Source organism: Bacillus sp. YP1, from assembly GCF_000877815.1.
In the GTDB taxonomy this organism is placed as follows: domain Bacteria; phylum Bacillota; class Bacilli; order Bacillales; family Bacillaceae; genus Bacillus; species Bacillus subtilis.
This window is the reverse complement of the sequence record NZ_CP010014.1, coordinates 39,522-66,268: the sequence shown is the minus strand read 5'-3', so window position 1 is coordinate 66,268 and position 26,747 is coordinate 39,522. Positions and strand designations below refer to the sequence as shown.

The 26,747-nt window shown below is 47.1% G+C and carries 29 protein-coding genes and 1 other annotated feature; of the genes, 7 read left to right on the top strand and 22 right to left on the bottom strand.

Going from position 1 to position 26,747, the window contains the following annotated elements; genetic code table 11:
* The first annotated feature begins 4 nt into the window (after positions 1–4).
* Positions 5–961, top strand: a complete 957-nt coding sequence (gene natK / locus QF06_RS00320; RefSeq protein WP_015715194.1) for a two-component system sensor histidine kinase NatK — start codon at positions 5–7, stop codon at positions 959–961.
* A 39-nt stretch (positions 962–1,000) separates the two neighbouring features.
* On the opposite strand, the gene QF06_RS00315 is transcribed toward natK, so the two are convergent.
* Positions 1,001–2,077, bottom strand: a complete 1,077-nt coding sequence (locus QF06_RS00315) for a helix-turn-helix domain-containing protein (protein ID WP_015715193.1) — start codon at positions 2,075–2,077, stop codon at positions 1,001–1,003.
* Positions 2,078–2,311: 234 nt separating this feature from the next.
* On the opposite strand from QF06_RS00315, the gene QF06_RS00310 reads away from it, so the two are divergent.
* Entirely contained in the window at positions 2,312–2,695 is a 384-nt protein-coding gene (locus tag QF06_RS00310) for an RDD family protein (RefSeq protein WP_015715192.1), read from the top strand.
* A gap of 37 nt (positions 2,696–2,732) precedes the next feature.
* Here QF06_RS00310 and lipA read toward each other — a convergent pair whose 3' ends face one another.
* Both lipA and ansZ read right to left on the bottom strand, forming a co-directional pair.
* Entirely contained in the window at positions 2,733–3,371 is a 639-nt protein-coding gene (gene lipA, locus QF06_RS00305; RefSeq protein ID WP_015715191.1) for a lipase EstA, read from the bottom strand.
* Between the two features lie 161 nt (positions 3,372–3,532).
* Positions 3,533–4,660, bottom strand: a complete 1,128-nt coding sequence (gene ansZ, locus QF06_RS00300) for an asparaginase AnsZ (RefSeq protein WP_003234769.1) — start codon at positions 4,658–4,660, stop codon at positions 3,533–3,535.
* Between the two features lie 216 nt (positions 4,661–4,876).
* Between ansZ and lmrA the strand changes: the two genes are divergently transcribed.
* Complete coding sequence (gene lmrA, locus QF06_RS00295) at positions 4,877–5,443, top strand: transcriptional regulator LmrA (RefSeq protein WP_003234771.1); 567 nt, start codon at positions 4,877–4,879, stop codon at positions 5,441–5,443.
* Positions 5,444–5,481: 38 nt separating this feature from the next.
* Positions 5,482–6,921: a lincomycin efflux MFS transporter Lmr(B) gene (gene lmr(B) / locus QF06_RS00290; RefSeq protein WP_003234772.1), complete on the top strand. Its 1,440-nt coding sequence runs from the start codon at positions 5,482–5,484 to the stop codon at positions 6,919–6,921.
* 41 nt (positions 6,922–6,962) lie between these two features.
* On the opposite strand, the gene QF06_RS00285 is transcribed toward lmr(B), so the two are convergent.
* The gene (locus tag QF06_RS00285) at positions 6,963–8,075 is read right to left on the bottom strand and encodes an aminotransferase class V-fold PLP-dependent enzyme (RefSeq protein WP_015715189.1); all 1,113 of its coding nucleotides are present in this window, start codon (positions 8,073–8,075) and stop codon (positions 6,963–6,965) included.
* Positions 8,076–8,153: 78 nt separating this feature from the next.
* Here QF06_RS00285 and pcp point away from each other — a divergent pair, with 78 nt between their 5' ends.
* A complete protein-coding gene (gene pcp / locus QF06_RS00280) occupies positions 8,154–8,801 on the top strand; it encodes a pyroglutamyl-peptidase I (RefSeq protein WP_015715188.1) in 648 nt (215 codons plus the stop codon).
* Here the strand turns inward: pcp and tatC are convergent.
* The 6 genes from tatC to cwlJ form a co-directional block, all read right to left on the bottom strand.
* A complete protein-coding gene (gene tatC / locus QF06_RS00275; protein ID WP_003234779.1) occupies positions 8,798–9,526 on the bottom strand; it encodes a twin-arginine translocase subunit TatC in 729 nt (242 codons plus the stop codon). The genes pcp and tatC overlap by 4 nt on opposite strands.
* 60 nt (positions 9,527–9,586) lie before the next feature.
* Positions 9,587–9,799, bottom strand: a complete 213-nt coding sequence (gene tatAD, locus QF06_RS00270) for a sec-independent protein translocase protein TatAD (protein ID WP_003223835.1) — start codon at positions 9,797–9,799, stop codon at positions 9,587–9,589.
* Between the two features lie 12 nt (positions 9,800–9,811).
* Complete coding sequence (gene phoD / locus QF06_RS00265) at positions 9,812–11,563, bottom strand: alkaline phosphatase PhoD (protein ID WP_014475691.1); 1,752 nt, start codon at positions 11,561–11,563, stop codon at positions 9,812–9,814.
* An 18-nt stretch (positions 11,564–11,581) separates the two neighbouring features.
* A complete protein-coding gene (locus tag QF06_RS20750) occupies positions 11,582–11,758 on the bottom strand; it encodes a hypothetical protein (protein WP_015715187.1) in 177 nt (58 codons plus the stop codon).
* Positions 11,759–11,837: 79 nt separating this feature from the next.
* The gene (locus tag QF06_RS00260; RefSeq protein WP_041520541.1) at positions 11,838–12,569 is read right to left on the bottom strand and encodes a vWA domain-containing protein; all 732 of its coding nucleotides are present in this window, start codon (positions 12,567–12,569) and stop codon (positions 11,838–11,840) included.
* Positions 12,570–12,674: 105 nt separating this feature from the next.
* A complete protein-coding gene (gene cwlJ, locus QF06_RS00255) occupies positions 12,675–13,103 on the bottom strand; it encodes a cell wall hydrolase CwlJ (protein ID WP_015715185.1) in 429 nt (142 codons plus the stop codon).
* 313 nt (positions 13,104–13,416) lie between these two features.
* Here cwlJ and QF06_RS00250 point away from each other — a divergent pair, with 313 nt between their 5' ends.
* Both QF06_RS00250 and QF06_RS21670 read left to right on the top strand, forming a co-directional pair.
* On the top strand, positions 13,417–13,803 hold the full coding sequence (locus QF06_RS00250) for a YndM family protein (RefSeq protein ID WP_003246313.1): 387 nt from the start codon (positions 13,417–13,419) through the stop codon (positions 13,801–13,803).
* Complete coding sequence (locus QF06_RS21670) at positions 13,763–13,897, top strand: hypothetical protein (RefSeq protein ID WP_119122840.1); 135 nt, start codon at positions 13,763–13,765, stop codon at positions 13,895–13,897. Before QF06_RS00250 ends, QF06_RS21670 begins: the two co-directional genes overlap by 41 nt.
* On the opposite strand, the gene QF06_RS00245 is transcribed toward QF06_RS21670, so the two are convergent.
* From QF06_RS00245 to gucD, 12 genes are all read right to left on the bottom strand, one after another.
* Positions 13,858–14,544: an ABC transporter permease gene (locus QF06_RS00245; RefSeq protein WP_080121049.1), complete on the bottom strand. Its 687-nt coding sequence runs from the start codon at positions 14,542–14,544 to the stop codon at positions 13,858–13,860. The two genes, QF06_RS21670 and QF06_RS00245, sit on opposite strands and share 40 nt — an antisense overlap.
* 18 nt (positions 14,545–14,562) lie before the next feature.
* A complete protein-coding gene (locus QF06_RS00240) occupies positions 14,563–15,486 on the bottom strand; it encodes an ABC transporter ATP-binding protein (RefSeq protein ID WP_015715183.1) in 924 nt (307 codons plus the stop codon).
* Positions 15,487–15,577: 91 nt separating this feature from the next.
* Complete coding sequence (gene ycbM, locus QF06_RS00235; protein WP_015715182.1) at positions 15,578–16,513, bottom strand: two-component system sensor histidine kinase YcbM; 936 nt, start codon at positions 16,511–16,513, stop codon at positions 15,578–15,580.
* A 1-nt stretch (position 16,514) separates the two neighbouring features.
* On the bottom strand, positions 16,515–17,195 hold the full coding sequence (gene ycbL, locus QF06_RS00230; protein ID WP_080332575.1) for a two-component system response regulator YcbL: 681 nt from the start codon (positions 17,193–17,195) through the stop codon (positions 16,515–16,517).
* A 96-nt stretch (positions 17,196–17,291) separates the two neighbouring features.
* Positions 17,292–18,230, bottom strand: a complete 939-nt coding sequence (locus QF06_RS00225; RefSeq protein ID WP_015715180.1) for a DMT family transporter — start codon at positions 18,228–18,230, stop codon at positions 17,292–17,294.
* 20 nt (positions 18,231–18,250) lie between these two features.
* Positions 18,251–18,412 carry an anti-TRAP regulator gene (rtpA, locus tag QF06_RS00220; RefSeq protein WP_015715179.1) on the bottom strand — a complete coding sequence of 54 codons (162 nt, stop codon included), beginning with the start codon at positions 18,410–18,412 and terminating at the stop codon, positions 18,251–18,253.
* 97 nt (positions 18,413–18,509) lie between these two features.
* Positions 18,510–18,757 (bottom strand) — a binding site (T-box leader).
* A gap of 56 nt (positions 18,758–18,813) precedes the next feature.
* Positions 18,814–19,734: a macrolide 2'-phosphotransferase MphK gene (gene mphK, locus QF06_RS00215; RefSeq protein WP_015715178.1), complete on the bottom strand. Its 921-nt coding sequence runs from the start codon at positions 19,732–19,734 to the stop codon at positions 18,814–18,816.
* 276 nt (positions 19,735–20,010) lie between these two features.
* On the bottom strand, positions 20,011–21,543 hold the full coding sequence (garD, locus tag QF06_RS00210) for a galactarate dehydratase (protein ID WP_015715177.1): 1,533 nt from the start codon (positions 21,541–21,543) through the stop codon (positions 20,011–20,013).
* A 90-nt stretch (positions 21,544–21,633) separates the two neighbouring features.
* Positions 21,634–22,335: a FadR/GntR family transcriptional regulator gene (locus tag QF06_RS00205; protein ID WP_015715176.1), complete on the bottom strand. Its 702-nt coding sequence runs from the start codon at positions 22,333–22,335 to the stop codon at positions 21,634–21,636.
* A gap of 69 nt (positions 22,336–22,404) precedes the next feature.
* Positions 22,405–23,772: a glucarate dehydratase gene (gene gudD, locus QF06_RS00200; RefSeq protein WP_038427302.1), complete on the bottom strand. Its 1,368-nt coding sequence runs from the start codon at positions 23,770–23,772 to the stop codon at positions 22,405–22,407.
* 36 nt (positions 23,773–23,808) lie between these two features.
* Positions 23,809–25,176 carry a glucarate transporter GudP gene (gene gudP / locus QF06_RS00195; RefSeq protein WP_014475680.1) on the bottom strand — a complete coding sequence of 456 codons (1,368 nt, stop codon included), beginning with the start codon at positions 25,174–25,176 and terminating at the stop codon, positions 23,809–23,811.
* An 84-nt stretch (positions 25,177–25,260) separates the two neighbouring features.
* On the bottom strand, positions 25,261–26,727 hold the full coding sequence (gucD, locus tag QF06_RS00190; RefSeq protein WP_041850657.1) for an alpha-ketoglutaric semialdehyde dehydrogenase GucD: 1,467 nt from the start codon (positions 26,725–26,727) through the stop codon (positions 25,261–25,263).
* Between the last annotated feature and the right edge of the window lie 20 nt (positions 26,728–26,747).

Here is a 26,747-nt window from a genome sequence, read left to right as displayed (position 1 = left end):
GAACGTGATTACCCTTTTTCAATGTCTTTATCTGGTTTTATTTAGTTTCATATGTTATCAGGGAGCTGCTGCTCTTTCACACAGCACAGCCGCCTCTTGGCTCACCGCTGTTTTAGGCGCAGCTGCTGCAGGATTGTACATTTGGAATACGAAGCGGGTGTGGGACTGCTGTTCCTTCCAGCTTTGTGCGTGGATTGCGGTGATTCAAGTGATGTCGGCGGGAGTAGTGCTGATCGGCACAGACATCATGCCGGCATTATGTGTAATCGCGATATTTGCAGGGTGTGAAGGGCTCCGTATCGGACAGTCTGCTTTGCAGGCAAGGCTTTCTGATCAAATTGATAAGCTGACTCAAGCTGAACAGCACGCCAATCAAATGCTGATTGATGTCAGAAGCCGGAATCATGACACAATGAAACATATCACTGCAATCAAATCAGCTCAGCCCAAGGCAGATACACAAGCATATATTCAAAACTGGGCGGATCAATACAGTCAATATGACCGATTTTTGAAGGGAGAGAACGCGTACGTTGCAGGGGTGCTTTATGATTTTTTAGAAAAAGCCCGCGCCTCGAATGTGAGTGTTTCGCTGCATATGCATACACCGCTTTCTTCCCTTCCATTTTCGCCTGCTGATCAGGTCAGCTTGGTCGGCAACATATTAGAAAATGCGCTCGACAGCGCGGAGGAGGCCCGAGAAAAAGCAGAGATTAAACTCGAGACTTCACTGCGCAGCGGACTTTATGTACTGACTTGTGAAAACAGCACTCCCGGGATGGACCCAAAAGTGCTCGATACAATCTATCAATCGTTTGGCCGCTCAACGAAAAACGGCGCTCATGAAGGCATGGGCACATATATCATTCAAAAACTGGTGAAGGGCGCTTTTGGCAGGCTGGATTTTACCTACCGCCACTCCGTCTTCCGGTTAGAAATCAAAATTCCGTTTCAGAAATAAAAAAACCTTGAAAAGCCTGGCTTTTCAAGGTTTTTTCCATTATGAGGATAACGCTTGTGCAAAACGATCCGCTTCATCCTGCAGCGTGCTTTCAATTTCTTTGTAACGGCTGGAAATCGTTGATGCGCTGACGCCGTATTTTTTCGCCAGTTTAGCTTGAGAAACGGACGCGCCGTTAAGAGAAATTGCGTTTACATAATATTCAACTGCCGCAGCAAAAGCTTCCGGCTTTCTGATGACAGGTGATTTTTTCTCGCAGAATGTTTTCCAAATGTCAATAACAGCTGGGATCAATTCAGTCGGATACTCTTCCCCGCTCATGCCTTCTTCAATAGCCGCAGCGGTTTCTTTCTCCAAATCGTTTGCCCACTCAACAGTGCTTACTTCCGCTTTCTCTGCTTGTGGCTCTTCATCTTTCTCAGCTAACAACGCGAACAGAACGTTGTTGAATTCCTGCTTCATGAAGTCCTCCGGCGTTTTGCCTTCCTTCACAGCGGCATCCGCATATTTCTTCACCTTGCTGATCAGCGCTCCTGTTCTCTTCACCGGGAAGATCGTGAACTGCATGAAGAATTCTGCTTTTTCCGCTTCGTGGATTGGATATCCAAGAATCAGGCTTCCCACTGGAGGAAGGTCTTGATTGCTGGCGTCCATTTCCACTTCGAATTGTTTTGCCGTAATGACATCTTCAAAGTGAATGATGCCTTCCTTCAGGTCCTTCAGCAGCAATAAAGCAGGCGTCATGCTCTGCCATGATTCTACGATCTCACGCGTTTTCGGACGAGTGATCGAATCGCCTTTTTTCTGAAGGTACTCTTCGAAGATTGTCTTCTCACCAGCAAGCGGGTGGAAGAAGATTCCCCAGATTCCTAAGTTAAATACGCTGATGTCTTTCGTCTGTCTGTCCATAGCAGAAAGAAAATCATGCTGGTTGATAAAGCCTGAAATGCTTTCTCTATGTACTGTGAAGGCATACTCCACTAAGTCTTCCTGAATTTGCTTCGCTTCTTTTGCCGCTAGTTCCGCCGGGAAGTCGACAACTTTACTTCCGCAGCATTTTTTATATTTCTTGCCGCTGCCGCATGGGCAAGGGGCATTTCGTTTCACTTTTCCCACAATAAACCCTCCGAATTCTGTTGTAACTTTTCTATTTTAACAAAAATAACTTCTGAGGGCTTGGTTTCGGGCTAAAAAAGAATTTGGTAATGTGATAAGCTGGCTGATTATGCCAATTTACCTATGACATTTTCACCAACTTTTGTGATTTAAGGCTTATCACCTATTCCCACTTTAGGCCCTTCTTTTTTACAATCATTAGGTATTTATTTAACATTTTAAGGAGTGTTTCTATTGGAACTAGCTGGTTTCATGCTGCGCGCCTGCGCGCTTGTACTTGATGTAATCATTGCCGCAGCAGTGATTTTGGCAGCCGGATTTACGTTTGGCGATGGGTCCGCCGGTGTCATTATTGTCGCCATATTGATGCTGATTGTGTATCCTTTGCTGATGCCGCTGACAAATTGGAAGGGCACACTGGGCAAAAAAATCATCGGGCTGCAAATCGTGAGGGACGAAACATATAAAAAAATATCCTTCCCGCAAGCCATTGTCCGTTACCTGATAGCGTGGGTGCATGTATTCTCCCGCCTGATCTATTTGACAGCCGCATTTACGAAGAAAAAACAAACCGTTCATGATATGGCGGCGAAAACCATTGTGCTAAAAGCAGAATAACCTTGAAGAATAGGACTCTTCAAGGTTATTTATCTCATTAGTTTGTATTCTGGCCCCCGCCGTTCAGCCCTTCTTTAATCAGGCTGTTGACTTGGCTGCTGTACAGAAGGCCGATGTGTCCAACGCCATGGATTTGAACGTTTCTAGCACCGTCTAATCTTGATAAATAATTCATGACAATCATATCGGCACTGCTGTAAATGGATGTGTATAAAATCTTTTGATTTGGATCTGTTCCCGGAAGCGCCTTGCCTGTCGTCAAACGGTTGGCGCCGCCAAGCGTCACGACGTTTTCAACTTTATTTCCGCCGTCCAGATTTTTTATGTAGTAAAGTGTGTTCGCGCCCCCCATGCTGTGAGCGACAATATCCACTTTTTTCGCACCCGTTTCATCTAAAACCTTTTGCACAAATCGTGACAATACCGGGCCATTGTTATAATTTGTGCCTGTCTTGTCCCAAAAATCAACTGCATACAGCTTGTCCCGCGACCAGCCCTGAGATACGAGATAGCTCTTAATTCCCGCAAAATTGAATGATGCCCCTCCAATGCCGTGAACCATAACGACTGGATTGTGTTCAGCGGCTTTTGCTGACGGCTGCAACGCAAACAGCGATGTAACAGACAGCATCAAAATTGTTACAAGTGCAATGATCCTTCTTTTTACAAATTTCATAATATCCTCCTTTTTTTGTAACAAATTCTCCAATTATATTACGTTACCAAATTAATTAAGTAAAGGGTAATTTTGGCTTATTTTTAAAGAAATTTTAAGATTCAGAGGTCATTATTGGTCCTAAAAAGCCAAAAAAAAGAAGGCTTATTGCCTTCTTTTCTTCAATACTCATTGAAATAAGCTTGGATTTTTTGAGGATCATTTGTTTTGGTAAGCGCAAGCATCAGCAACATCCGTGCTTTTTGGGGGTTTAAAGAGTTCGATGCCAGCAAGTCCTTTTCCGCATAGTCTTGGTTTGGTGTGACGACACCATTTCCCGTGCGGGTAGAGCGCACCACTGTAACGCCTTTTTTGACTGCGCTGTCCGCCCCTTTTTCGGCTGCATCAGATAAAGACCCGTTCCCAGAACCGGCAAATACAATCCCCTTTGCTCCGGCTTTTACAGCAGCGTCAAACAGGTAGCTTCCGTCATTTTGGTATCCATAGATAATGTCAACCTGCGGCAGCTCATCAAGATTAGAAACCGAGAAATCCGTGTCCTTCGTATGCTTACGGGTAATCTCATTATTAAAATAGATATCATCTGCAATTGTTCCGACGAAGCCCATTTCTTCTGATTTAAATGTATCTGTTGTAGTTGTGTTTGTTTTGGTGACATATCGGGCTGAGGCAATCCGGTCGTTAAGAACAACAAGCGTCCCTTTCCCTTTTGCCTCAGGGGCACCTGCCACTTTCACTGCATTGTACAGGTTAGAAGGCCCATCAGCGCTGATGGCTGTGGAAGGTCTCATCGAACCGACAATAACAACCGGTTTATCACTTTTCACGGTAAGATTCAAAAAATAAGCGGTTTCCTCCAATGTATCTGTTCCATGAGTCACGACGATTCCGTCTACATCATCTGAAGCGAGCAAGTGGTTGATGCGTTTCGCCAGCTTCAGCAATATTTTATTATCAATATTTGTGCTGCCGACGTTAACAATCTGCTCGCCGCTGACGTTTGCAATGTCTTTCATTTCTGGAACTGCCTCAATCAGTGATTCAACGCCGACAACACCTGCTTTATATTCAGTCGTTGAGGTTTTCGATTGATCGGCACCAGCTATCGTGCCTCCTGTCGCTAAAATTCTAATGTTTGGCAGACCTTTTTTTTCAGAGGCAGAAGCCGAAGAGACTTTTTGTGTCTGCGTTTTTTCTTTCGGGGATTCTTTTGTTTCAGGAGAATGTGAACATCCGGTAAAAACAAACAATAGTGCGGTAAAAAGTACGAGCATTCGTTGTTTTTTCATCTATTTCTCTCCTTACATCCATATGATGATTAATCATTGAACATTTTATCTATTCAGTCAAAAGATCAGTCAGCTTTTCTCTCAGTATTTTTTGTTGTCATATCCTTCTTTTTTTGTCTTTTCATACAATGAATTTTTCTTGACAATTGATGATTGAATCAAGATAATAGACCAGTCACTATATTTTTGATTGCAATTCAGTAAGGTGGGAATGTTATGAGTTATGGAGATTCCCGTGAGAAAATCCTTTCGGCAGCTACCCGGCTTTTTCAGCTGCAAGGGTATTACGGCACGGGGCTGAACCAGATTATAAAGGAAAGCGGTGCGCCTAAAGGCTCTCTTTACTACCACTTTCCCGGGGGTAAAGAACAGCTTGCGATCGAAGCCGTAAATGAGATGAAGGAGTATATCCGTCAGAAAATCGCGGACTGCATGGAAGCCTACACCGACCCAGCGGAAGGCATTCAAGCCTTTTTGAAGGAGCTCTCCTGCCAGTTTTCATGTACGGAAGACATTGAAGGCTTGCCTGTGGGCTTGCTAGCGGCTGAGACGTCATTGAAAAGCGAACCGTTGCGCGAAGCCTGTCATGAAGCCTACAAAGAATGGGCCTCTGTATATGAGGAAAAACTGCGGCAGACTGGCTGCAGCGAGAGCCGTGCAAAAGAAGCCAGCACTGTGGTTAACGCGATGATTGAAGGCGGTATTCTTTTATCTTTGACGGCAAAAAACAGTACGCCGCTCCTTCATATCTCCAGCTGCATTCCTGACCTGCTGAAGAGATAAAAAAACGACATCCTACATGCAGTTGATAGAGAGGGGAAATGATTTTGGAAACAACAGCTAAAGCATCTCAGCAATACAAAGTGATGCCGATTATGATTTCCTTGCTGTTGGCCGGTTTTATCGGCATGTTCAGTGAAACAGCACTGAATATTGCGTTAACCGACCTTATGAAGGAATTGAACATTACAGCGGCAACCGTCCAATGGTTAACGACGGGCTACCTGCTTGTACTCGGTATCCTTGTTCCTGTTTCAGGACTGCTGTTACAGTGGTTCACAACAAGACAGCTTTTTACCGTGTCACTAATCTTTTCAATTATAGGAACCTTGATCGCGGCGCTTGCGCCGAGCTTCTCGTTTTTATTAGCAGCAAGGATCGTTCAGGCACTTGGAACCGGTCTTTTACTGCCCCTAATGTTTAACACAATCTTGGTGATTTTCCCGCCTCATAAACGGGGCGCCGCAATGGGAACGATCGGTCTTGTCATTATGTTCGCGCCCGCCATCGGCCCAACTTTCTCAGGATTGGTTCTGGAGCACCTCAACTGGCACTGGATTTTCTGGATCTCTCTTCCATTCCTTGTGCTGGCGCTTGTGTTCGGTATCGCATATATGCAGAATGTATCTGAAACGACAAAGCCGAAAATCGATGTATTGTCTATCATCCTGTCGACGATTGGCTTCGGCGGCATTGTGTTCGGATTCAGCAACGCGGGTGAAGGCTCCGGGGGATGGTCCAGCCCGACTGTTATCGTGTCGCTGATTGTCGGCGTTGTCGGCCTTATCCTATTTTCAATCCGCCAGCTGACAATGAAGCAGCCGATGATGAACCTCCGTGCGTTCAAATACCCGATGTTTATTTTGGGTGTGATCATGGTGTTCATTTGTATGATGGTCATTCTGTCATCTATGCTGCTTCTGCCGATGTATCTGCAAGGCGGCTTAGTCCTGACTGCATTTGCATCTGGTCTTGTTCTCTTGCCGGGCGGTATTTTAAATGGATTTATGTCCCCTGTTACAGGCCGCTTGTTCGATAAATACGGGCCGAAATGGCTTGTCATTCCGGGATTTGTGATTGTCACAGTTGTACTATGGTTCTTCTCAAATGTAACGACCACTTCAACAGCTGTGCTGATTATCATCCTGCACACCTGCTTGATGATCGGGATTTCTATGATCATGATGCCTGCACAGACAAACGGTTTAAACCAACTGCCGCGTGAATTTTATCCAGACGGCACCGCCATTATGAACACGCTGCAGCAAATGGCCGGCGCTATCGGAACAGCGGTTGCGGTCAGCATTATGGCTGCAGGCCAGCATGATTATATGAGTACAGTTAAAAACCCTGCCGATCCGGCAGTCATCCCGCAAGCTTTGACAGCGGGTGTACAGCACGCATTTGTGTTTGCAATGATTGTTGCCATTATCGGTTTAATTGGCGCTTTCTTTATGAAGCGCGTGAAGGTAGATCATTAATATGAAAAGCCCCTGACTAATGTTCAGGGGCTTTTTTATGTTTACTTGTGGATCGTTTTCGCCGCGATTTCATCAATCGCGTGACGCATTTCCTCCTTCGTATTATAAAAATGGGGAGCGAGACGGATAACATTTTCCCGCGGCGCGCAAATCACTTTTTTCTTTTTCAGCAACGCCGCCGTTTCCGATGCCCGCTCATCCCGGATCGCAACCATGCCTGGCTGATCCCCACCTTGTGCCGCCGCCAGCTGCAGGCCTTTTTCAGCGGCATATTGAACTGCATCGGCACAGATCGTTTTCACATGATCCCTGATATGAGAAACCCCAATATGATTCAGCAGCGATAAAGCCGCTGCAGCTGCGTATACGCTGATAAAAGCTGGGGTGCCCGTTTGAAAACGGCGCGCGTCTTTTGCATAAGCCCCATCAAATCCGCTCTCTCTGCCGAACCAAGCTGATGCTTTCGGCTTCAGTGCGTCAGCCAGTTCCTTTCTCACATAAAGAAACGCCACACCCGGTATGCCGAGCAAATACTTCCGGGTGCCTGCTGCCAGCATATCTACGCCCCATTCCTTCACATCAATGGGAATATGCCCGGCTGATTGATAAGCATCTACAAACAATAAAGAGCCTTTTCTCTGAGAAATCTCGGCAATCGCTTTTATATCCTGAACATAGCCGTCACGATAATGAACGTGAGGAACACACGTCAGTACTGTTTCATCCGAAATATGCGTTTCATATTGTTCAAGCGGCAGCACGCCGTCTATTGATGGAATGACGGATACGGTATAATCGGAGTGTGCCTGCCAAACATGAGGCACCGCCGGAAAATCCATATCTGTATATACAACGTGCTTCTTTCCAAATGCAGTTAAGGACGATGCTACAGAAACCAGTGCATCAGAAACTGACGGCACAATCGCCACTTCATCCGGTTCAGCCCCGATCAGCTTTGCAAACTCGTTTCTCGCAAACTCTGTTTTTTCGATCGCTTCTTTCCAGTTCGTCCCCATATACAACAGGCTATCATGATAATCCTGAATCGCCCTTGATACAGGCTCTGCCAATGCGCTCTGAGAACAGCTGGCAAGCATCGTATGCGTCTGCAAGGTTGGGAATAAATGACGATACTGCTGCGGCAAATGCTCCATTATGATTCACTCCTTTACATTATTTTGATGAAAAACCCATAAATAAACAATAGAATAAAAGAAAAAGGAGATGGGAGAATGAGAAAAAAAGTGCTGATCACTGGCTTTGACCCTTTTGACAAAGAAACCGTCAATCCATCATGGGAAGCGGCGAAACGGCTTAATGGCTTCGAGACGGAAGAAGCCATAATTACAGCGGAACAAATTCCAACCGTCTTTAGATCCGCTCTGGGCACTCTGCGCCAAGCCATTCAAACACATCAGCCGGATATCGTAATTTGTGTCGGCCAAGCAGGAGGACGGATGCAGATTACACCGGAACGGGTGGCGATCAACCTTGCAGATGCGCGAATCCCCGATAACGAAGGACATCAGCCGATTGATGAAGAGATTTCTCCAGATGGGCCCGCCGCTTACTGGACAGGGCTTCCCGTGAAACGAATGACTGCTAAGATGAAGGAACATGGCATTCCAGCTGCGGTTTCCTACACAGCAGGGACCTTTGTATGCAACTATTTGTTCTACGGGTTAATGGATCACATTAGCCGGACATCCCCGCACATTCGCGGCGGTTTTATTCATATTCCTTACATTCCGGAGCAAACAATCGACAAAACAGCGCCGAGCCTCAGCCTGGACACGATTGTCCGGGCATTGAGAATCGCCGCTGTTACGGCCGCACAATATGATGAGGATGTGAAGTCACCGGGCGGTACGCTGCACTAAGCGGCCGCCGCTGTTTCTTCCCTCAGCCTCTTTTTATAGACAAACGCCGATAGGGTGACACTCACTTCAAACAGGACAAGAAGCGGGATCATCACGAGAAAATCAGAAATAAAATCAGGCGGTGTAATTAATATAGATACGACAATCAGCAGAAAATAGGACAGCTTTCTCGCTTTGGCCAGTCTGTAAGGATTTAAGATACCCAGCCTTGTTAAAAACATCACTACCAAGGGCATCTCAAACAAGAAGCCGAACGGCAGGCTCAAATTCACCATAAACCTAAAGTAGCGGTCAGCCGTAAACATCGTTTCAAAGTGGCCGGAGGATAAATGAGTCAAAAAGCTGAGCACGATCGGAAACAAGACAAAGTATCCGAAGGAGATGCCCGCCAAAAACAACGCAAATAAACCTGGTATGTACATGAGCGTCACCTTGCGCTCCATTTTCGTCAGCGCCGGTGCAACGAAACGCCACAGCTGGTACGCGGCAACAGGGATAGAAGCCGCAATGGCACAAATGCCGGAAAGCATCATATACACCCAGAGGATTTCACTCGGCCCAAGCACAGCCAGCTTTCCATCCAAATCCCTGATCAGCCAGTCATAAATGTCCTGTACGAACAAAAAAGCCGTGATGAGAAATAGAAAAAATGCCGCAAGGGTGACGATAATCCGGCGGCGAAGCTCTTCTAAATGCCCGATCAGATGGGTTTCTTTTTTATCCATTCAAAAAAGCCCTCCCTTTCATAAAAAAAGAGGCAGACCCGGTGTCTGCCTCATCAACATTCAGCCCGCGTTTTTGTCCTGCTTTACCGCTGTCAGCTCAGCTGATTTCTCTTCTTTTTCATCACCAGACACAAGTGATTTTGTGGCGCTTTTAAATTCCAGCAGTGTCCGTCCGGCAGCACGCCCGATTTCCGGCAGCTTGGAAGGGCCAAAAATAATGAGGGCGATGACAAAGATCAGAATCAAGCCCGGTATTCCAATGTTTGAAAACATAATTTCCACTCCTTAATTCGTGATTTTTGCCCGCTTCTTAATCATTTGTTTTTCGTGGGCTTTGTTGTGCGCAAAGAAACGATCCTCTTCGACCTCATCGGATTGCTTCACCCCGCCTTGGATTGTTGTGGATGATACCTTTCTCAACCCAGTTTGGTCTTTCTGGTAAACGAATGAAGCCCTCGTGGAAATGGCTGCGCCCGGCTCGGTCACAAACGGCATCACCCGATAATCGGCTTTCCACTGGTGAGGCGTCACTGTACAGCGGACATATCCGCGATAGTCGTTAAAGAACTTGATGTGCGGATTTTCTTTTAAAATTTGGTCCGTATCCGCTCGCTTATCGGCGCCGTTCCCTCCGGAAGTGATCGAGGTTCCGACAAATTCGGCTCCGAATATTTTTGAACTTGTCTTCTCGAAATCGACATGCAAGTTCGATGCCCAGCTTGCGTGTACATCACCTGTCAGTACGACAACATTATTCAGATTTTTGCTTTTAATGAAATTGATCACCCGTTCGCGCTGAGCCGGGTAGCCGTCCCACGAATCCATGCTGTAGATCGGGCTTGCGCTTGTCCCGAAATTCCACTTGGCAAAGAAAATCTGCTGCGCCAGCACATTCCAGTGGGCTGTCGAACTGCCCAAATTGTTGAAGAGCCACTGCTCCTGTTCTTTTCCAAGCAGGGTCCGATTCGGATTGCGCGATTCATCAGAAGGCGGCTTATTGCCGTCGTTATTGGCTTGGTCGTCCCTGTACTGGCGGGTATCAAGCACATTGAAGGACGCCAGGTTTCCGTACGTAAAGTGCCGGTACAGCTGCATATCTGGGCCATTCGGCAAAGAGGAAATGCGGAGCGGCATATGTTCATAGTATGCCTGGTATGCTGCCGCGCGGCGGAGCACGAATGCTTCAACCGACTGTCCTTTTTCAGGTATTTTATTGGCATAGTTGTTTTCAACTTCATGGTCATCCCAAGTTACAACCCAAGGGAATGCCGCATGTGCAGCTTTAAGATTGGCGTCAGAACGGTATTGAGCGTGACGGTTCCGATAGTCTTGCAGCGTAATGATTTCCGCGCTGTTGTGCGTGCGGACATTGCCTGTTTTTGATACATATTCATTTGGGCCGTATTCATATATGTAATCACCGAGATGGAAGACAAGATCAAGCTTTTCCTTTGCCATATGCTTGTAGGCCGTATAATATCCGTGCTCATATTGCTGGCAGGAAGCAAATGCAAAGGTCATTTGCGGTACATTGGCGCCAGGGGCAGGCAGTGTTTTTGTTTTTCCGACAGGGCTTAGTTCATGTCCGGTTTTGAAACGGTAATAGTACACTTTGTTCGGCTCAAGCCCGTCTGCTTCCACATGAACGGAATGGGCAAGACTCGGTTTAGCCATTTCAGTGCCTTTTCTTACGATTTTGCGGAAATGCTCATCCTTTGCGACCTCCCATTTGACAGGCACGGCTTGCTTCGGCATTCCTCCGCCGTTCAGCGGATCTGGTGCCAGGCGCGTCCAGAGCACGACACTGTCAGAAAGCGGATCACCTGACGCTACCCCTAATGTAAACGGATAGCTTGAGAATTTAGGCGCAGCATTTACTTCAAAAGCCCCAACCGACTGGGCAATCGTTAATCCAAGAGAAAGTCCTGCAATCTTCCCCGCTCCTTGAATAAATTTGCGGCGGTCAAACGTATTGTTTTGAAAGCTTTCCTCTTTCAGTTTCTGTACCCATTCATCAAAACGACTGTCGTATGCCATTCAAGATCCCCTCTCTCCTCATTGATCGTCTCCATTATAGGAAATCGTTGTTAAACGACTGTGAAGAAGTGTGAACCGATTGTAAGCGCTGAACATCAAAAACAGGTCTTCCCTCACAAGCCTGCCGCTGAAACATGCCGAAAGCTGGCTGAATGACGCGTTTTCTGCATATCCTGTCGTTTGCAAGCCGCCCATTCGGACTATTTTTCTTCACATGATCTTAAAAAAACAAAAACACAGAGCCATTTCGCAGAATGGCTCAGTGCCTTATCAGTTATTTCGAAAACAATCTGCTGAAAAAGCCCTTCTTTTTCGGCTTTTCAGCAGGAGGCTCTTGTTCTCTTACAATCCCTTTTTCCTTCGCTTCTTTCAGCCAAAATGGAAATTCAGCAAGCAGAGCATCATAAAGCTCATCATCAGAAATGCGGTCAATCTCTTCGATATGCAGGAAATTCGTGTTATCAGTGACACGCCCTTCTAACGTATCCAGTTTATTGAGAAAATCAAAGTTTCCGTTTCCGATGCCGACAAACTGCCAGAACACCGGTTTATCAGAAGAAGCTTCAATTATCGGTTTGATTGACTTTTTACAGCCCCCGTCATTGATAAAAACAATGAAAGCAGGATACGAGCTCGGTTCCTCCGCAACATATTTGCGCAGCACGTCCTTCATGACTGGCGGCTCATCATTTCTGCCGAATTTATGCAAGCGGTCATTATTTAAAATTTCACGATCGACATAGCCCGAAAAATCCTTTTCTGAAACTGGCTTTAATCGGGAAAATTCATTATCATACACCCATACATCCAGCAAACCGTTATCATCAAACTGATCAGCCACTGCCAAAATCCGCTCCACCACATTTTGAACCGTCCCGTTTTTGTAGAGCGGTCTCATCGATCCCGTAATATCAAGAACCAGTCCGACACGAGCCGTCACCTTCGTTAACTGCTTTTTCTCCAGTACGATCTTTACACTTTTCTTTTGCAGGTCAATTGTTGCCATTCTGTCATCTCCGTCAGCTCTTTTTTCTTCGATTATCTCACAGGAATATTTTCCATTGCATCTTTTCAAAGAAAAACACCGTTCAACTTGAACGGTGTCCTGTCTCTAAAATGTGTTATATACATTTTCACACGTCTCCGCCGTCGGCTGATAAAAGCAGTGTGACTTAAATCTGGCCACAAACGGCTGGTTATACCACTGGGCTGGACAGTCCCCCTCCGGCCTGAAATACCATAAACTAAATTTTGCAGGCCAGCGCCTTTCACCATTAATCGACCGGCGTGCAAGGGCACGCTCGCTATCCCGCGCTCTTTGATAAAAATATCCATGAGTCACAGCCTCAAACGCGTGTGGCTGATAAATCATCTGCCTGATGGTGCGGAGGCCTTTAAAATCTGAGCAATTCGCCCGCAGCCGATTAATTCCAACGTTGCCGACAAGCAGCATCCCCTGCTTGCCTTCACCTTCCGCTTCCGCTCTGAGCAGCCTTGCCATCAAATCGACATCCGCACTCGTTGCTCTCACGACCGCCATCACGTCACCTCCCCTTGATCTCTTTTCATCATATTTCATTACTTCAGAAGTGATGACGGAGGGACAGGAGAAGTTTTTAAATTTATTCATCTAAAAACAGCAAACATAATGGGCTGTTGGGCATCAAAGCAGCGTCCGGTGCAGTACAAGCTTCACATTTCCGCTGTCGAAGCGCCGCAGCCTCAATTCCTGGATTCACATCATTGACCCCTCCCCAGCAGATTTGCACCCGCCTCCGAAAAAAAATAAGGTTTAACTTTTTACATTTGAGGAATTATACATAACAAATCAAATGACAAAAGGAGGAATTGTAATGACACATGTGAAAGCGCTCGCTATTAAAGGTATTATGACGATTATTGTGTTGTATCTGGTGCTTGGTCTGGGCTTTGGGTTCACGTTTGGTGATACGCTGCTAATGACGATTGTGTTAGGGGTTATTTCTTATTTGCTGGGCGATCTTTATGTATTGCCGAAATGGAATAATATGATTGCAACTTTGGCTGATTTTGGTTTGGCCTTTCTCGTGATCTGGCTGATGGGCATGCCGCTTTCTATGGGGATGACTGGCGGTGAAGTTGCATTGGCGGCTTTATTCGGCGCGATTGTCATGGCAATCGGTGAATATTGCTTCCATTTCTATATGATGAGCAAAGAGATTGGCAAGAAGCATTATCTTGAAACAAGAACAGACTCATAATGGAAAGGCCGGTGCTGACAGCATCGGCCTTTTATACATATTGGGCGCCTTTGTTTACGCATCCTGCTTGTCCGCATTCCTGATCGCCATGTAGGAAAAGAACAATCCGAATGCCGCTAACGATAACGGGATATACACAACAGATGAAATCGAGAAGCCCGGACTTGTTGAGCTGATGAGCATCACAATTACTACAGATGAAATGATGGTCGCCGGAACCGAGTGTCTACGCATCCCAAAAAAGATGGGAACTAAACTGGTTCCAGCGGCGCCAAAAGCGAAAACCGCCATTTTGACCGCCTGTTGAGAAATGATCTCGGAAGTAAGCTCTCCCGGTATGAAATGGTAGATCGAGTTCAGCCAAAAGAAACCGGCGGCTATGAGTATATTTGAAAGTAAAATCGTGATAAACGTCAGTCCGCCCGCGATCATGAGCTTAGCGGTGAGCAGCTTTTTACGGCTGATCGGGTACGTGAACATCACAAGAATGGTTTTGTTTTTATATTCCGAAATCACCAATTTTACGATCAGCACAGCGCCAAATACGATAAATACCGCTCTGACGAAGGTACCGATGATGAGGAATGCTTCATCCGTACTTTGGAACGAAACCCCGCCATCGGCTTTTTCGGAATAACTGATCAGCCACATAAAACCCATAATGATCACGTTGGCAATAAGGGCACCTCTGATATACCAGCCCATTTTCATTTTTCTTAATTCGATTCTGATCAAATTCATCAACGTGTCTCTCCTCCTTTACGCACTGATGCTATTGCCGTTGATCAATTTGATAAAATAATCCTCCAGCGACGTATACTTTTTGTTCATTGATTCAATGTCTACATCATTTAAAATCAATGCTTTGGATATGGCAGCCTGAGAGGCTTCAGCCTCGTAAATTCGAATCGTTTTCTCATTTAATATTTTAAAGTTGGTTAATTGCAGCTCTTTCTCCAGCACAAAGCAGGCCCTTGTCTGATTCGATGTAACAAGCTCGATGTATTCAGTGTTCTGGTCCCTGACATCCTCCATTGATACCTCTTCAAGCAGCCTGCCGTCCCGAATGACGCCGATTGTGTCCGCGATTTGTTCGATTTCACCCAGCAGGTGGCTTGAGATCAGCAGTGTCATCCCGTACTCTTTGCTCAGCACTTGAAACAATTGCCTGATCTTTTTAATGCCGAGAGGGTCAAGACCATTCACCGGCTCATCCAGAATGAGCAGGTCCGGCTTCGTGAGGATGGCACGCGCAATTCCAAGGCGCTGCTTCATCCCGAGGGAAAAGGTTTTGACAGGTTTTTTGTCGATTTGTTTTAAATTCACCATATCCAGCACTTCTTGTATGGCTTTTTTATTGTGGTATCCCATATATTCACAATGCAGATCTAAATTTTCTTCAGCTGTCAGGTTTTCATAAAAAATCGGATATTCAATCATGCTGCCGATGTTCCCCAGCACCTCATATGACGTGTGGGTGAACTTGTTCCCAAGGATGATGATTTCACCGCTTGTCGGTTTGACAAGGCTCGTCAGCATTTTCATAATGGTTGTTTTCCCCGCGCCGTTCGGGCCGAGAAAGCCGTAGATTTCACCTTTTTTAATATGCATGCTGACATTGGATACGACCTCTATGCCCTGATACGTTTTGGTCAGCCCGTTTGTTTGTACGATATAAGTCAACTTTGTTTCTCCTTCCCTCTCTTTTCCTGTTTTCTATTGTAACGGCGAGCCCTGTCATTTTTATTTCTCAAACCTTAAGAAATTCTTACGATTAATATGTCATGCGTTTCAATGTGATCGTAAATGCAGTCCGTTCGTACGGCTTGCTTTGGACGGATATGGTGCCTCCCATTTTTTCTGTAAGCCGTTTTGTGATGGTTAAACCCAGTCCGCTTCCTTGAAATGCTTTATTTCTGGATTCTTCAAGTGTGTACAGCCTCTCAAACACCCGCTGCTGATCGGTTTCACTAATCCCTTTTCCGCGATCCCATACGGTGATGGCGATGTTCCTCTCATCATAAGACAGCGTCAGCCCGATTAACTTGCCGGCCGCGCCATATTGAATCGCATTGGACAATAGGTTTTGCAGGATTCTGTCCAGAGCCTCTTCATTCGCCTGCGCATACACCGGCGTATCCGGGATATCGATGGCTGCTTGAAAGCCTTTTGACTGAACAGCGTCATAATAGTGCAGGATATTTCGTTTGCATATGTCGTTCATATGTACTTTGGTGATCGGGATCTCTTTATCTTCAGATTCTAATTTCGCTAAATCAAAAAAGGAATTGATCATCTGAATAAGTTCATTTGTTTTCTGGCGGAGCTTCTCCAGCAATCTTTCCCGCTCTTCGTCCGGCATGTTCGGGTCACTTTGAATGGCTTCGATATAACCGAGAATGACCGTTAACGGCGTTTTCAGGTCGTGCGACATATTGGTCAGCATCCGCTTCATGGATTGCTCTGTTTTGGCAAATTGGGCGCTGATCTGCTGACGATTCTCAACGATAAGATTGATGTTAACAAGCAAGCCTTTGAGCGAATGATCGTCTGTAGGAAGCAAAATTTGTCCTGCCGAATCCCGGCTGAGCATGTAGCTAAGCTGGTCAGCCGTGTAAGCCAGATTCCCGTCCCGCTTCTTTTTCATTATGAATTGAATCACATTCAGACACGCCAGAGCGATGACAGCGGCCACCCATAGCACTGTCATTCTAAAACTCTCCTAATTTATAACCGATGCCCCATAGCGTTTTAATATATTGAGGGGAGGAGGGGTCATCCTCAATCTTTTCTCTGAGCCGCCGCATATGTACGTTAATGATGTTCTGATCATCAAAGTACTCTTCATTCCAAACGGAACGGTAGATTTGTTCTTTCGTAAACACTTTTTTAGGATTTGATGCGAATAAGCACAGCAGCTGCCATTCTGTTGACGTCAGCTGGAGCGGTTCTCCGTTTTTCAAAACGGAAACATTGTCTACATCTATCGCCAGCTGGTGAATCCGGATCACCTTATTCACAGCCAGCTCCTCTGCCGAATATTGCGTCGCCCGCCGTATCGCGGCTTTTACTCTGGCTGTCAGCTCAATCATCGAAAACGGTTTGGCGATATAATCGTCCGCCCCAAAGCCCAGTCCCAATGCCTTGTCCACATCTCCATCTTTTGCCGAAATCATTAAGACCGGTATATTGCTTTTTTCCCGGATGATTTTCAGAAAATCCATGCCGTTCAGCTTCGGGAGCATGATATCAAGGAGGACCAAATCGTATGAACCCTGCTGAAACAGCCGTATGCCCTCTTCTCCGTCGAAAGCATACACAATTCCAAAGCCTTCTTTTGTTAAATAATGATCCACCATTTCACTGATTGAGTGGTCGTCTTCTACAAGCAATATGCGCTGCATCTTCTCACCTAACCTTTACAAAATCAAAAAACACACACGTAATTACACTTATTGTAATTGAAAAACGTGTGTGTTTTATAAAAATTATTCTTTTTTTCCTGTTTTCAGCTTCCTGTATTCCATGCCCGTAATGACAAAGAATACGGCAGCGCATCCAATGACTTGAATAAGCCCGAGCCGTTCACCGAGAAATAAAGCTCCATAGAAAATCGTCAGGACAGGCCCTGCCATTGAAATGGCGGCGGCTCGCTGTGCCCCGATTCGTCTTATGCCCTCAAGCATTAGCACAAATGGAATCACAGTGGTTACGACTGCAATTACCGCGAACAAACCATACATAGAAAGCGGATATGCTGCCATTGGCGTATTCATGCCAGCCGCCGATTTTATCCCTGTGTAAAGCATCATGGCAGCTCCAGCAGCTGTCATCCCGTATGCATTGAGACGGATCCCCCCGATTTGATGGACGAGATGCCCGGAAAGGACAAGATAACCAGCATAGACGGCCGAAGATAACAAAATGAATACAGCTCCAATCATATTCGCCTGGAAAAGCTCAGCATTCCAGCCGCCCAGCGCCAAGAAAAGCCCAAACATGACCGCCAGAACTGCGAAAAGGTCCTGAATTGAAGACATTTTCCGGTCACGACACGCGGCGAATCCAAACACAAACAACGGATAGCTCATCAGCAATATACGTTCAACCATTGCGGATACATGGTTCAGCCCGATAAAATCAAGCAAGGGAGACAGAAAAAAACAAAACACTCCCGCGCCACAAGCCTTCCATAGGTCTCCTTTTTTCTTACCGTCTGGCATTGGAGGTCGGTATATTAAAAAAATCAGCCAAAACAGCGGAACAGCCAGCAGCTGCCTGTATAGCAGCACGGCATCTGGCTCAGCACCCATTTGGTATGCCCATTTTATCCAAATCGATTTAGACGCAAAACAAACTGTTCCGATCAGCAAAAAAATCGTACCTGCTGCGGCCTCACGAATCTTACTCTGCTCTTCTGCTCTCATCTCAGCTCAGCTTTTCTCCTTTACTTATTCAAATGCTTTTGGATAAAATCCAGAAGCGTATATCCTTGAGCAGTCAGAATAACACCTTTTCCGCTGCAGGCCGGGCAAGGTGTTCCTTCGATTTCTCCCGCTCTTTCACATTTAGGACATGCGACCTCAAGATCATCAGTTGCAATGATCATTTGATATCCTCCTTTCTAACTCATCTGCTATGCCACCACCAGCCATCGTCCATTGGCCGTCACCTCCTTTAAGAAACACAAAAAACCCCCGTCCTATGCAAAGGACGAGGGTCTCGCGGTACCACCTTTATTAACAGCTATACAGCCGTTCACTCTAAGTACAGAAAACCTATGTTTCGATACTCCTCTCTTGGTAACGGGGAGAGAAACCCGGCATCGCCTACTATCCGTTCAGCAAAGCATTTCAGAAGCCCATTCGACATCAGGGGAGGATCGGTTCACACCTGCCACCGACTCTCTGAACCTCCATTCTGATGCGTACTTACTCTTCCTCACGATTGTTGATCCGCTCTTTTGTTAATAAATTTTATAATACTCTGTTAATTTACAGAAGTCAATTTTTAATCCGATGGTACGCCAAGTGCTTCCAGCGCCATATTGATGTGTTCCTCCTGCTGTGTTTGCAGAGCTAGCTTGGCGATTTCCATCGGATACGCCGCCTGCATCTCTGAAATGTGTTCCTGCATTTTTGCCCATATTCGGCCGCCTGCTTGATCATAGTATTCAAGCAAACGGGCAGTTTCTTTTTCTCCGAAAATGGTTTGATAAAGAACAAAATCCTTGGCTGGGTCAGCAACCTTCGCTTCTGTCCAATCCAGAAGTCCTGTGACACGTCCATTTTGATCGATAAGGATATGCGGCGGGTGGAGATCGCCGTGTATCAAAGAAGAGAAACCCGGCCAGTATGCATCATCATCTATCCACTTTTGCCATCTTTCCCAAAGCGTCGTAGATACGCCAAGCTTATTCTTCACATCAACCATAGAGTCTGCTGTCATTTGCCTGAAATCTTCTGGCCTTATCACTTCTATTCCGGATTGCCCAGCAGATATTTGATCCGTGCCATGTAATTCAGCCAGTATGTCGGCAAGTGTGCGGACAAAGTCGTCTGACGGCGGCTGATGATCCATATTCCATACATATTGCTTTTGTTCCAAGTCAATTCCAGCAGCCGGCGTTCCTTTTAACATTGGGTAAGCGATCAATTCCGGTGTATGAATTCTCCAATCCGGCACATCAGCAGTCAGATTCGCGCGGAGAAAGGCAAGCGTTATGCCTTCTGCAGATGCTCTTTCCACAACATCACTTCGCCGCGGTTTTCGCAGCACCCATGGCATACCTGTGTCGTCCTTGGCAAATACAACTTGAAAGTCCATTCCGGTTTCATTCAATTGCGCGTTCTCAGAATGAACCGTCAAACCTTGGCTGCGTGCAAGCCCGACAATCTCAGTGATAAGCTGTTTTTCGTTAAGGTTTGTCATCCCATTTCCCCTTTCTCATGCTCCGGCCTGCAGTAGAGAGAAGGGATGCTTGAAGGCACAAAAAAGGGCAGGCACGCCACCCTCTTTTTTGATAATCATGTAAGGGCTCATACATAGGCGGATTCATCCCGATTCTCTCGCATTCAGGCGAGAGTTGTTCACTATTGAATTCGTGTCACTCGGAATCTAATGAATGCCATGCTGTAACCCCTCCGTTTCCTATACGCTGATTTTCATTTTACAGCATATTCCATCTTTCCGCTATAAAAACATGAATCAAGTCACTGGAGCAGGATTAAACAAGCACAAATCATTATGGAGACCCCAACGGTCTGCCCACGTTTGTTTGCGGCCGCTTGCCACATCCAAAATCGTCCTGAAGATTTCCCAGCCTACGTCTTCGATACTGGCCTCTCCTGTCGCGATTCGGCCGGCATTGATATCGATTAAATCAGCCCAATGCTCTGATAAGGAATGCCGAGTCGATACTTTCAGAACCGGCGCAGCAGCCAGGCCATATGGTGTTCCTCTCCCTGTCGTAAACACCTGCAAATTCATGCCCGCAGCCAGCTGCAGGGTGCCGCACACAAAATCGCTTGCCGGTGTCGCCGCGAACAGCAGGCCTTTTTGCTTTGCTCTTTCACCAGGGCCGAGCACGCCGGAGATGGGGCTTGTGCCTGATTTCGCTACCGAGCCTAACGCTTTTTCCACCACATTGGATAATCCGCCTTTTTTATTGCCTGGTGACGGGTTTGCGCTACGGTCTGCGTCTCCCCGCCGAAGATAGCTGTCATACCACTTCATCTCTTTGATCAGCGATTGTCCGACCTCTTCACTGACAGCCCGCGGCGTTAATAAATGAATGGCATCCCGCACCTCTGTCACTTCAGAAAACAAAACCGTTGCACCTGCGCGAACCAATAAATCAGCCGCATACCCCACGGCAGGGTTCGCCGTCACGCCGGAAAACGCATCACTGCCGCCGCATTGCAGGCCGATAACCAGATCCGAAACAGGGCATGACACCCGGGTTCTGCTGTTCAGCCTGATTAACCGTTCCTCCGCCATTTCCAAAATGGATTGAATCATCGCCGCAAAACCTCGGTGATCCTGGAGCGATAGAATGTCATCACCATTTTCGGAGGCAATTCTTTCCGGGAGGAGCTTTTCACATCCTAATCCGATTACCATTACTTCTCCGCCGAAGTTCGGATGCTTCGCAAGATTTTGAATCGTGCGGATCGGAATGACAGCGTCGGGCGCATTGATCGCCACGCCGCATCCGTATTGATGATGCAGCGGCACAACGTCATCGACATTTGGGTATTTCGGCAGCAGCTCTTCTTTTATTCGTTTGACTGCATAATCCAAAACGCCAACAACACATTGAACACTTGTCGTGATGCCGAGAATATTTTTTGTCCCCGTACTGCCATCCGCATTTCGATATCCTTCAAACGTATAGCCTTCAAGAGACGGCCGCGGCTGCGGCACTCTATTTGCAAGAGGAAGATCGTCTAACGCCGGAGGAGCGGGCATTCTCACGAGGTCTTCCCGTATCCAGCTCCCGCGTTTGATCGTCTCATCAGCAAATCCGATCACCTCTCCGTAACGCACGATCTCGTCCCCTTGATTGAGATCGGTGAGGGCCACCTTATGGCCTTGAGGAACATCCTCTTCAAGTACGAGCCCGCATGAGAAAACAGTGCCCTTTGGCAGTCCTCCATCATTTACAATAATCGCGGTGTTATCTATTTCATGCACTTTGATGTAAAGGGGGGCTTGGTTCTTCCTGAGGTTCATCGCCATATGAAAATCACTCCTCATATTTTAGTAAGCGTTTTCTAAATTGGTTTAAAAAAACCGCAGCTCTTACGTTTCAACTGCGGTTGCTCACCATTATTTTTCATCCATTCCTTTTAGAATTTTGTCACGGACAAATTTCAGATGCTCATACATGTGGTAATGTGCTTTGTACGGATCTCTTTTGGCAAGGGCGTCGTAGATTTTTTTGTGATATTCGACCGTTACATCTCTCTCCCTGTACGGAATTTGGCTGTCAATTTTCGCATGGGTGATCAGCAGGGACTGAATCATCCCTTCAACGACGGGGTTATTGGCGCTTAACGCAATAATTCGATGGAACTCTTTATCCGCTTCACCATAAAGATTGTCAGTGCTGTTGGCAATATCGTCGATCGTCTTCTGCAAACGCTGAAGCTCTTCCTCATTGATTTTTTCCGCGGCAATTGTCACGAGTCCGAGTTCTAGCGCCATCCGCGCTTCAATGATAGCCGGAAGATTATCAGTGGCCAAGGCAAGCATGACGGAAAACGGCTGTATGCCGATTTTATCGTTGAAATATGTGCCCCCTCGTGTTTTTCTCGTAATGACGCCCAGCGTTTCAAGTGAACTGAGTGCCTCCCGAAGCACAGGCCTGCTGACATGCAAAATGTCCATCAGTTCCATTTCTGTCGGCAATTTGTCTCCGGCCCTCAACTGTCCGCTCGATAATAAATGGACAATCCGTTCGATGACCTGCTTGGCTAATGTTTTCCGATTGACTGTATCGACTTTCAAATCCTCTAAACCTTCGTACACGAACAACTCTCCCTTCAGTTGTTCAATTGTAAGACAAAATAGCGGATATGACAATATTTACAATCAAACTTATCGCACAAGACACGGGCGCTTCCGGTCAAATTCCCAGTTGCTGATCAGGAACTGCATTGGGATCGCGTCATTCCGTGCGCCTAAATTCATTTTCCGATAGATCTCATGCGCTTTTTCCACTTGTTCCATATCAATATCGACGCCTAGTCCAGGCTTATCCGGCACCTTGACACAGCCAGAAGAAATCTCAAAAGGCTGTTTCGTTAATCGCTGCCCGTCCTGCCAGATCCAATGGGTATCAATCGCCGTGATCCGCCCCGGAGCCGCTGCTGCCACATGGGTAAACATCGCAAGGGAAATATCAAAGTGGTTGTTGGAGTGCGAGCCCCATGTCAAACCCCAATCATGGCACATTTGCGCAACCCGCACCGACCCTTGCATCGTCCAAAAATGCGGATCAGCCAGCGGTATATCGACCGCATGGAGCTGAATCGCGTGACCCATTTCCCGCCAGTCAGTCGCAATCATATTTGTCGCAGTCGGAAGCCCTGTCGCGCGGCGGAATTCAGCCATTACTTCACGAGCGGAGTAGCCATTCTCATCCCCGCACGGATCTTCCGCATACGCGAGCACATCTTGCTTTCCTTTGCATAATGCAATAGCTTCCTCTAATGACCATGCCCCGTTCGGATCAAGAGTGATCCTTGCCTCTGGAAAACGTTTCGATAATGCGGTAACAGCTTCGATTTCCTCTTCTCCCCGCAGCACCCCGCCTTTCAACTTGAAATCCTGAAAGCCATAGCGCTCCTGTGCGGATTCGGCAAGACGCACAATGGCCTCCGGCGTCAGCGCTTCCTCATGGCGCAGACGGAACCACGCACAATCTGACTGCTCATCGCTTTGATACGGCAAGGTCGTCCGCTTTCGGTCGCCGATATAAAAGAGGTAGCCGAGCATTTTTACTTCATCACGCTGCTTCCCTTCGCCCAGCAAAGCCGCGACCGGTTCCTGAAGAAACTTTCCAAGCAAATCTAACAAAGCCGCTTCCAGTGCGGTGACGGCGTGCACAGTGGTGCGCAAATCAAACGTCTGGTTTCCTCGCCCTCCCCTGTCCTGATCGCCAAACTGCTTTCTGACCGTTTGCAATATCGCTTGGTACGCACCGATAGATTTTCCGACAACAAGCGGCTCTGAAAGCTCCAGTGTGCGGCGAATATGCTCTCCGCCAGGCACCTCGCCGACTCCCTGATTTCCGCTGCTGTCCGTTAAGATTACGATATTCCGGGTAAAAAACGGGCTGTGCGCTCCGCTTAGATTCAGCAGCATGCTGTCATGTCCCGCAACAGGAATCACCTTCATTTCAGTAATTGAGGGAATATTCGATCTTTTCTCTTTTTGAACCTGCTCTTGTATCGGTGAACTCATGCATTTTCCTCCCTTTATAAAGCGCTTTCATAAATATTAGACAGGCAACGATTGATCGGGGTCTTGTTCTTGTTTCTTTAACACGACCCGTTTGATCGGCCCGACCAGCAGCAAATAGCTGAGGATCGCCGCAATCGCGTTAGCGCCGACAAACACAAGCGCGCCATTAAAAGATCCAGTGGCATTAACAATGTATCCGATAATAATCGGTGTTGTAATCGAGGCAATATTGCCGAAAGTGTTGAACAAACCGCCGCTTAATCCTGCACATTCTTTCGGAGACGTGTCCGACACGACAGCCCAGCCCAATGCGCCGAAGCCTTTTCCGAAAAACGCGAGCGACATAATAACAACGACAAGCCACGCTGAATCTGTATAGTTGCAGACAATCATACTGCAAGACAGCAGCATGCCGGCAATGATTGGCACTTTTCTTGCAAAGGTCAGTGAACGGCCTTTTTTGAGCAAGATGTCTGACACAATGCCCCCAAGGACGCCGCCGGCAAATCCGCACAGCGCCGGCAGGGAAGCGACAAACCCAGCTTCAAGAATAGACATGCCGCGGGCCTGAACCAAATATACCGGAAACCATGTGAGAAAGAAATAGGTGAGAGTCGTAATACAGTATTGCGCGATGTACACACCAATCAGCATGCGGTTCGTTAACAGCTGTTTGATATACGGCCATTTCGATTCTGTTTCTTGTTTGCTTTTACTGTCATCCATGGAAATCAGCCCGCCGCCCTGTTCGATGTACGCAAGCTCAGCTTCATTAACCTTCGGATGTTTTTTCGGTTCATACACCGTTTTTAGCCAGATGACAGCCAGAAGAATGCCTGCAATACCCATGACAACGAAAACGGAATGCCAGCCGAAAGAGTGGGTAAGCCAGCCCATTAAAGGAGAAAAAATGACGATTGCGAAGTATTGTGCTGAATTAAAAAAGGCTGAAGCTGTCCCGCGCTCGGAGCTTGGAAACCATGAGGCAACAACTCTGCCGTTTCCGGGAAATGAAGGCGCTTCTGATAAACCAACCAGAAAACGCAGTGCAAACAGCAGGATAATCGCTGTGCCGGCGGAGAAAAAGCCAATCGCCCCTTGCAGCAGCGTAAAAAACGACCAGAAAAAGATGCTTAACGCAATGATAGTCTTTGAACCAAAACGGTCCAGCAGCCAGCCGCCCGGAAGCTGTCCGATGACATAGGCCCAGCCAAAGGCAGAAAAGACATATCCCATGGCGACCGAGTCCAATCCCAAATCATGCTGGACGGAATCTCCGGTGATGGAAAGCGTCGCTCGATCCGCGTAGTTAATAGAGGTTACAAGAAACAGCATAAACACGATGAACCAGCGCACGGACGTTTTTTTGCCCGCCGGTGTAACATTCGCAAAGTCTTTTTTCATAGTATCTTCTCCTTTTCAAAGTAGAGAATCATATGCTGGCTGTGATAAAGCCGGGAAAGAGACGCACGTCTCTTTCCAGCACCATTACGGCTTCACAAAAACGGTTTTGATCGCTGTGAAAAAGTCCTTCGCTGCCTCACCCTGTTCTCGGGAGTGGGAGCTCGACTGCTTCATGCCGCCAAAAGGCGCCTGCAGCTCAACACCTGCGCTTTCTGCATTGATCCGAACCAGCCCGGCATCGATTTCATCAATGAAAGAAAGCATTCGGCCGATGTTTTCCGTGAAGATGGATGCACTTAAACCGAACTTTACATCATTGGCAATGTTCAGCGCCTCCTCCATCGAGTCCACCTTGATCAAGGCGATCACCGGACCGAAAATTTCCTCCTGGGCAATTGTCATCTCAGATGTCACATTGTCAAAGATGGCAGGCTGAACATAATAGCCGTTTTGATACTTTCCGTTCTCCAGCTTTTCTCCTCCTATTAAAAGGGAAGCCCCCTCCTGTTTGCCTTTCTCAATGTATGACAGGCAGTTATCTAACTGATTCTTGCTGGCAATCGGTCCCATCCAGACATCCTCTTTTAAGCTGTCTCCGATTGTAATATCTTTTGTGCGCTGGAGCAGTTTTTCTTTAAAGCGCTCATAAATTCCGCTTTGTACAATGACACGGCTTGTCGCGGTGCATTTCTGGCCGGTTGAACGGAAGGCCCCCGTTATGACAGCTTCAGCCGCAGCTTCAAGGTCAGCGTCATCAGCTACGATGACAGGGTTTTTGCCGCCCATCTCAAGCTGGTACTTAGCTCCCCTCGCTAAAGCGGCTTGCCCGATGATTTTTCCGACTTGATTTGAACCGGTAAACGTAACGGCGTTTACACCGTCATGCTCAGCAAGCCCCTGCCCGACAACAGAACCCGGGCCTGTCACCAAATTGATGACCCCTGCCGGGAGCCCCGCTTCCTCAAAGCAGGCAATGATCTTCGCGCATGTCACAGCTGTTTCTGTCGCCGGTTTGATGACAACGGTATTGCCGTATACCAATGCCGGCGCCATTTTCCAAATCGGAATCGCCACTGGGAAGTTCCACGGAGAAATCACGCCGACCACACCGAGCGGAACACGGGTGGTAAACATGAGCGCGTCTTTGTCAGTAGACGGAATGACGTCACCCGTTTTTCGCATGCCCTCTCCGGCGTAATAGCGCAGAATGGCAATCCCCCGGGCTGTTTCTCCCTTCGCTTCCGGCAATGTTTTACCCATTTCACGCGTTGCACAGGCGGCGATTTCCTCCAAGCGCTGCTCCATGATATCCGCTGTTTTGTATAAGTATTGGCCGCGCTCGGCACCCGTCAGCTTTCTCCAAGCCGTTTTGGCTTCATTGGCGGCGGCGACGGCACGTTCCACATCTTCAGCCGTTGAATTCTGTACATATCCGACAATATCATTCACATCGGCAGGGTTTTCGACCTTGACCATATCGCCTGATTGAGACTTAACCCACTCTCCTTTAATAAAGTTGAGGTACGTGTTTTGTTCCGTGATCACAGACATGCCCATTGCCCCTTTCGTGT

What these genes read in the sequence shown, in the direction of transcription:
- lipA (WP_015715191.1), bottom strand. Translation starts at nt 3,371, where the DNA reads ATGAAATTTGTAAAAAGAAGGATCATTGCACTTGTAACAATTTTGATG.
- ansZ (WP_003234769.1), bottom strand. Translation starts at nt 4,660, where the DNA reads ATGAAAAAACAACGAATGCTCGTACTTTTTACCGCACTATTGTTTGTT.
- lmrA (WP_003234771.1), top strand. Translation starts at nt 4,877, where the DNA reads ATGAGTTATGGAGATTCCCGTGAGAAAATCCTTTCGGCAGCTACCCGG.
- QF06_RS00285 (WP_015715189.1), bottom strand. Translation starts at nt 8,075, where the DNA reads ATGGAGCATTTGCCGCAGCAGTATCGTCATTTATTCCCAACCTTGCAG.
- pcp (WP_015715188.1), top strand. Translation starts at nt 8,154, where the DNA reads ATGAGAAAAAAAGTGCTGATCACTGGCTTTGACCCTTTTGACAAAGAA.
- tatC (WP_003234779.1), bottom strand. Translation starts at nt 9,526, where the DNA reads ATGGATAAAAAAGAAACCCATCTGATCGGGCATTTAGAAGAGCTTCGC.
- tatAD (WP_003223835.1), bottom strand. Translation starts at nt 9,799, where the DNA reads ATGTTTTCAAACATTGGAATACCGGGCTTGATTCTGATCTTTGTCATC.
- phoD (WP_014475691.1), bottom strand. Translation starts at nt 11,563, where the DNA reads ATGGCATACGACAGTCGTTTTGATGAATGGGTACAGAAACTGAAAGAG.
- QF06_RS20750 (WP_015715187.1), bottom strand. Translation starts at nt 11,758, where the DNA reads ATGGGCGGCTTGCAAACGACAGGATATGCAGAAAACGCGTCATTCAGC.
- QF06_RS00260 (WP_041520541.1), bottom strand. Translation starts at nt 12,569, where the DNA reads ATGGCAACAATTGACCTGCAAAAGAAAAGTGTAAAGATCGTACTGGAG.
- cwlJ (WP_015715185.1), bottom strand. Translation starts at nt 13,103, where the DNA reads ATGGCGGTCGTGAGAGCAACGAGTGCGGATGTCGATTTGATGGCAAGG.
- QF06_RS00250 (WP_003246313.1), top strand. Translation starts at nt 13,417, where the DNA reads ATGACACATGTGAAAGCGCTCGCTATTAAAGGTATTATGACGATTATT.
- QF06_RS00245 (WP_080121049.1), bottom strand. Translation starts at nt 14,544, where the DNA reads ATGAATTTGATCAGAATCGAATTAAGAAAAATGAAAATGGGCTGGTAT.
- ycbM (WP_015715182.1), bottom strand. Translation starts at nt 16,513, where the DNA reads ATGACAGTGCTATGGGTGGCCGCTGTCATCGCTCTGGCGTGTCTGAAT.
- QF06_RS00225 (WP_015715180.1), bottom strand. Translation starts at nt 18,230, where the DNA reads ATGAGAGCAGAAGAGCAGAGTAAGATTCGTGAGGCCGCAGCAGGTACG.
- rtpA (WP_015715179.1), bottom strand. Translation starts at nt 18,412, where the DNA reads ATGATCATTGCAACTGATGATCTTGAGGTCGCATGTCCTAAATGTGAA.
- mphK (WP_015715178.1), bottom strand. Translation starts at nt 19,734, where the DNA reads ATGACAAACCTTAACGAAAAACAGCTTATCACTGAGATTGTCGGGCTT.
- garD (WP_015715177.1), bottom strand. Translation starts at nt 21,543, where the DNA reads ATGGCGATGAACCTCAGGAAGAACCAAGCCCCCCTTTACATCAAAGTG.
- gudD (WP_038427302.1), bottom strand. Translation starts at nt 23,772, where the DNA reads ATGAGTTCACCGATACAAGAGCAGGTTCAAAAAGAGAAAAGATCGAAT.
- gudP (WP_014475680.1), bottom strand. Translation starts at nt 25,176, where the DNA reads ATGAAAAAAGACTTTGCGAATGTTACACCGGCGGGCAAAAAAACGTCC.
- gucD (WP_041850657.1), bottom strand. Translation starts at nt 26,727, where the DNA reads ATGTCTGTGATCACGGAACAAAACACGTACCTCAACTTTATTAAAGGA.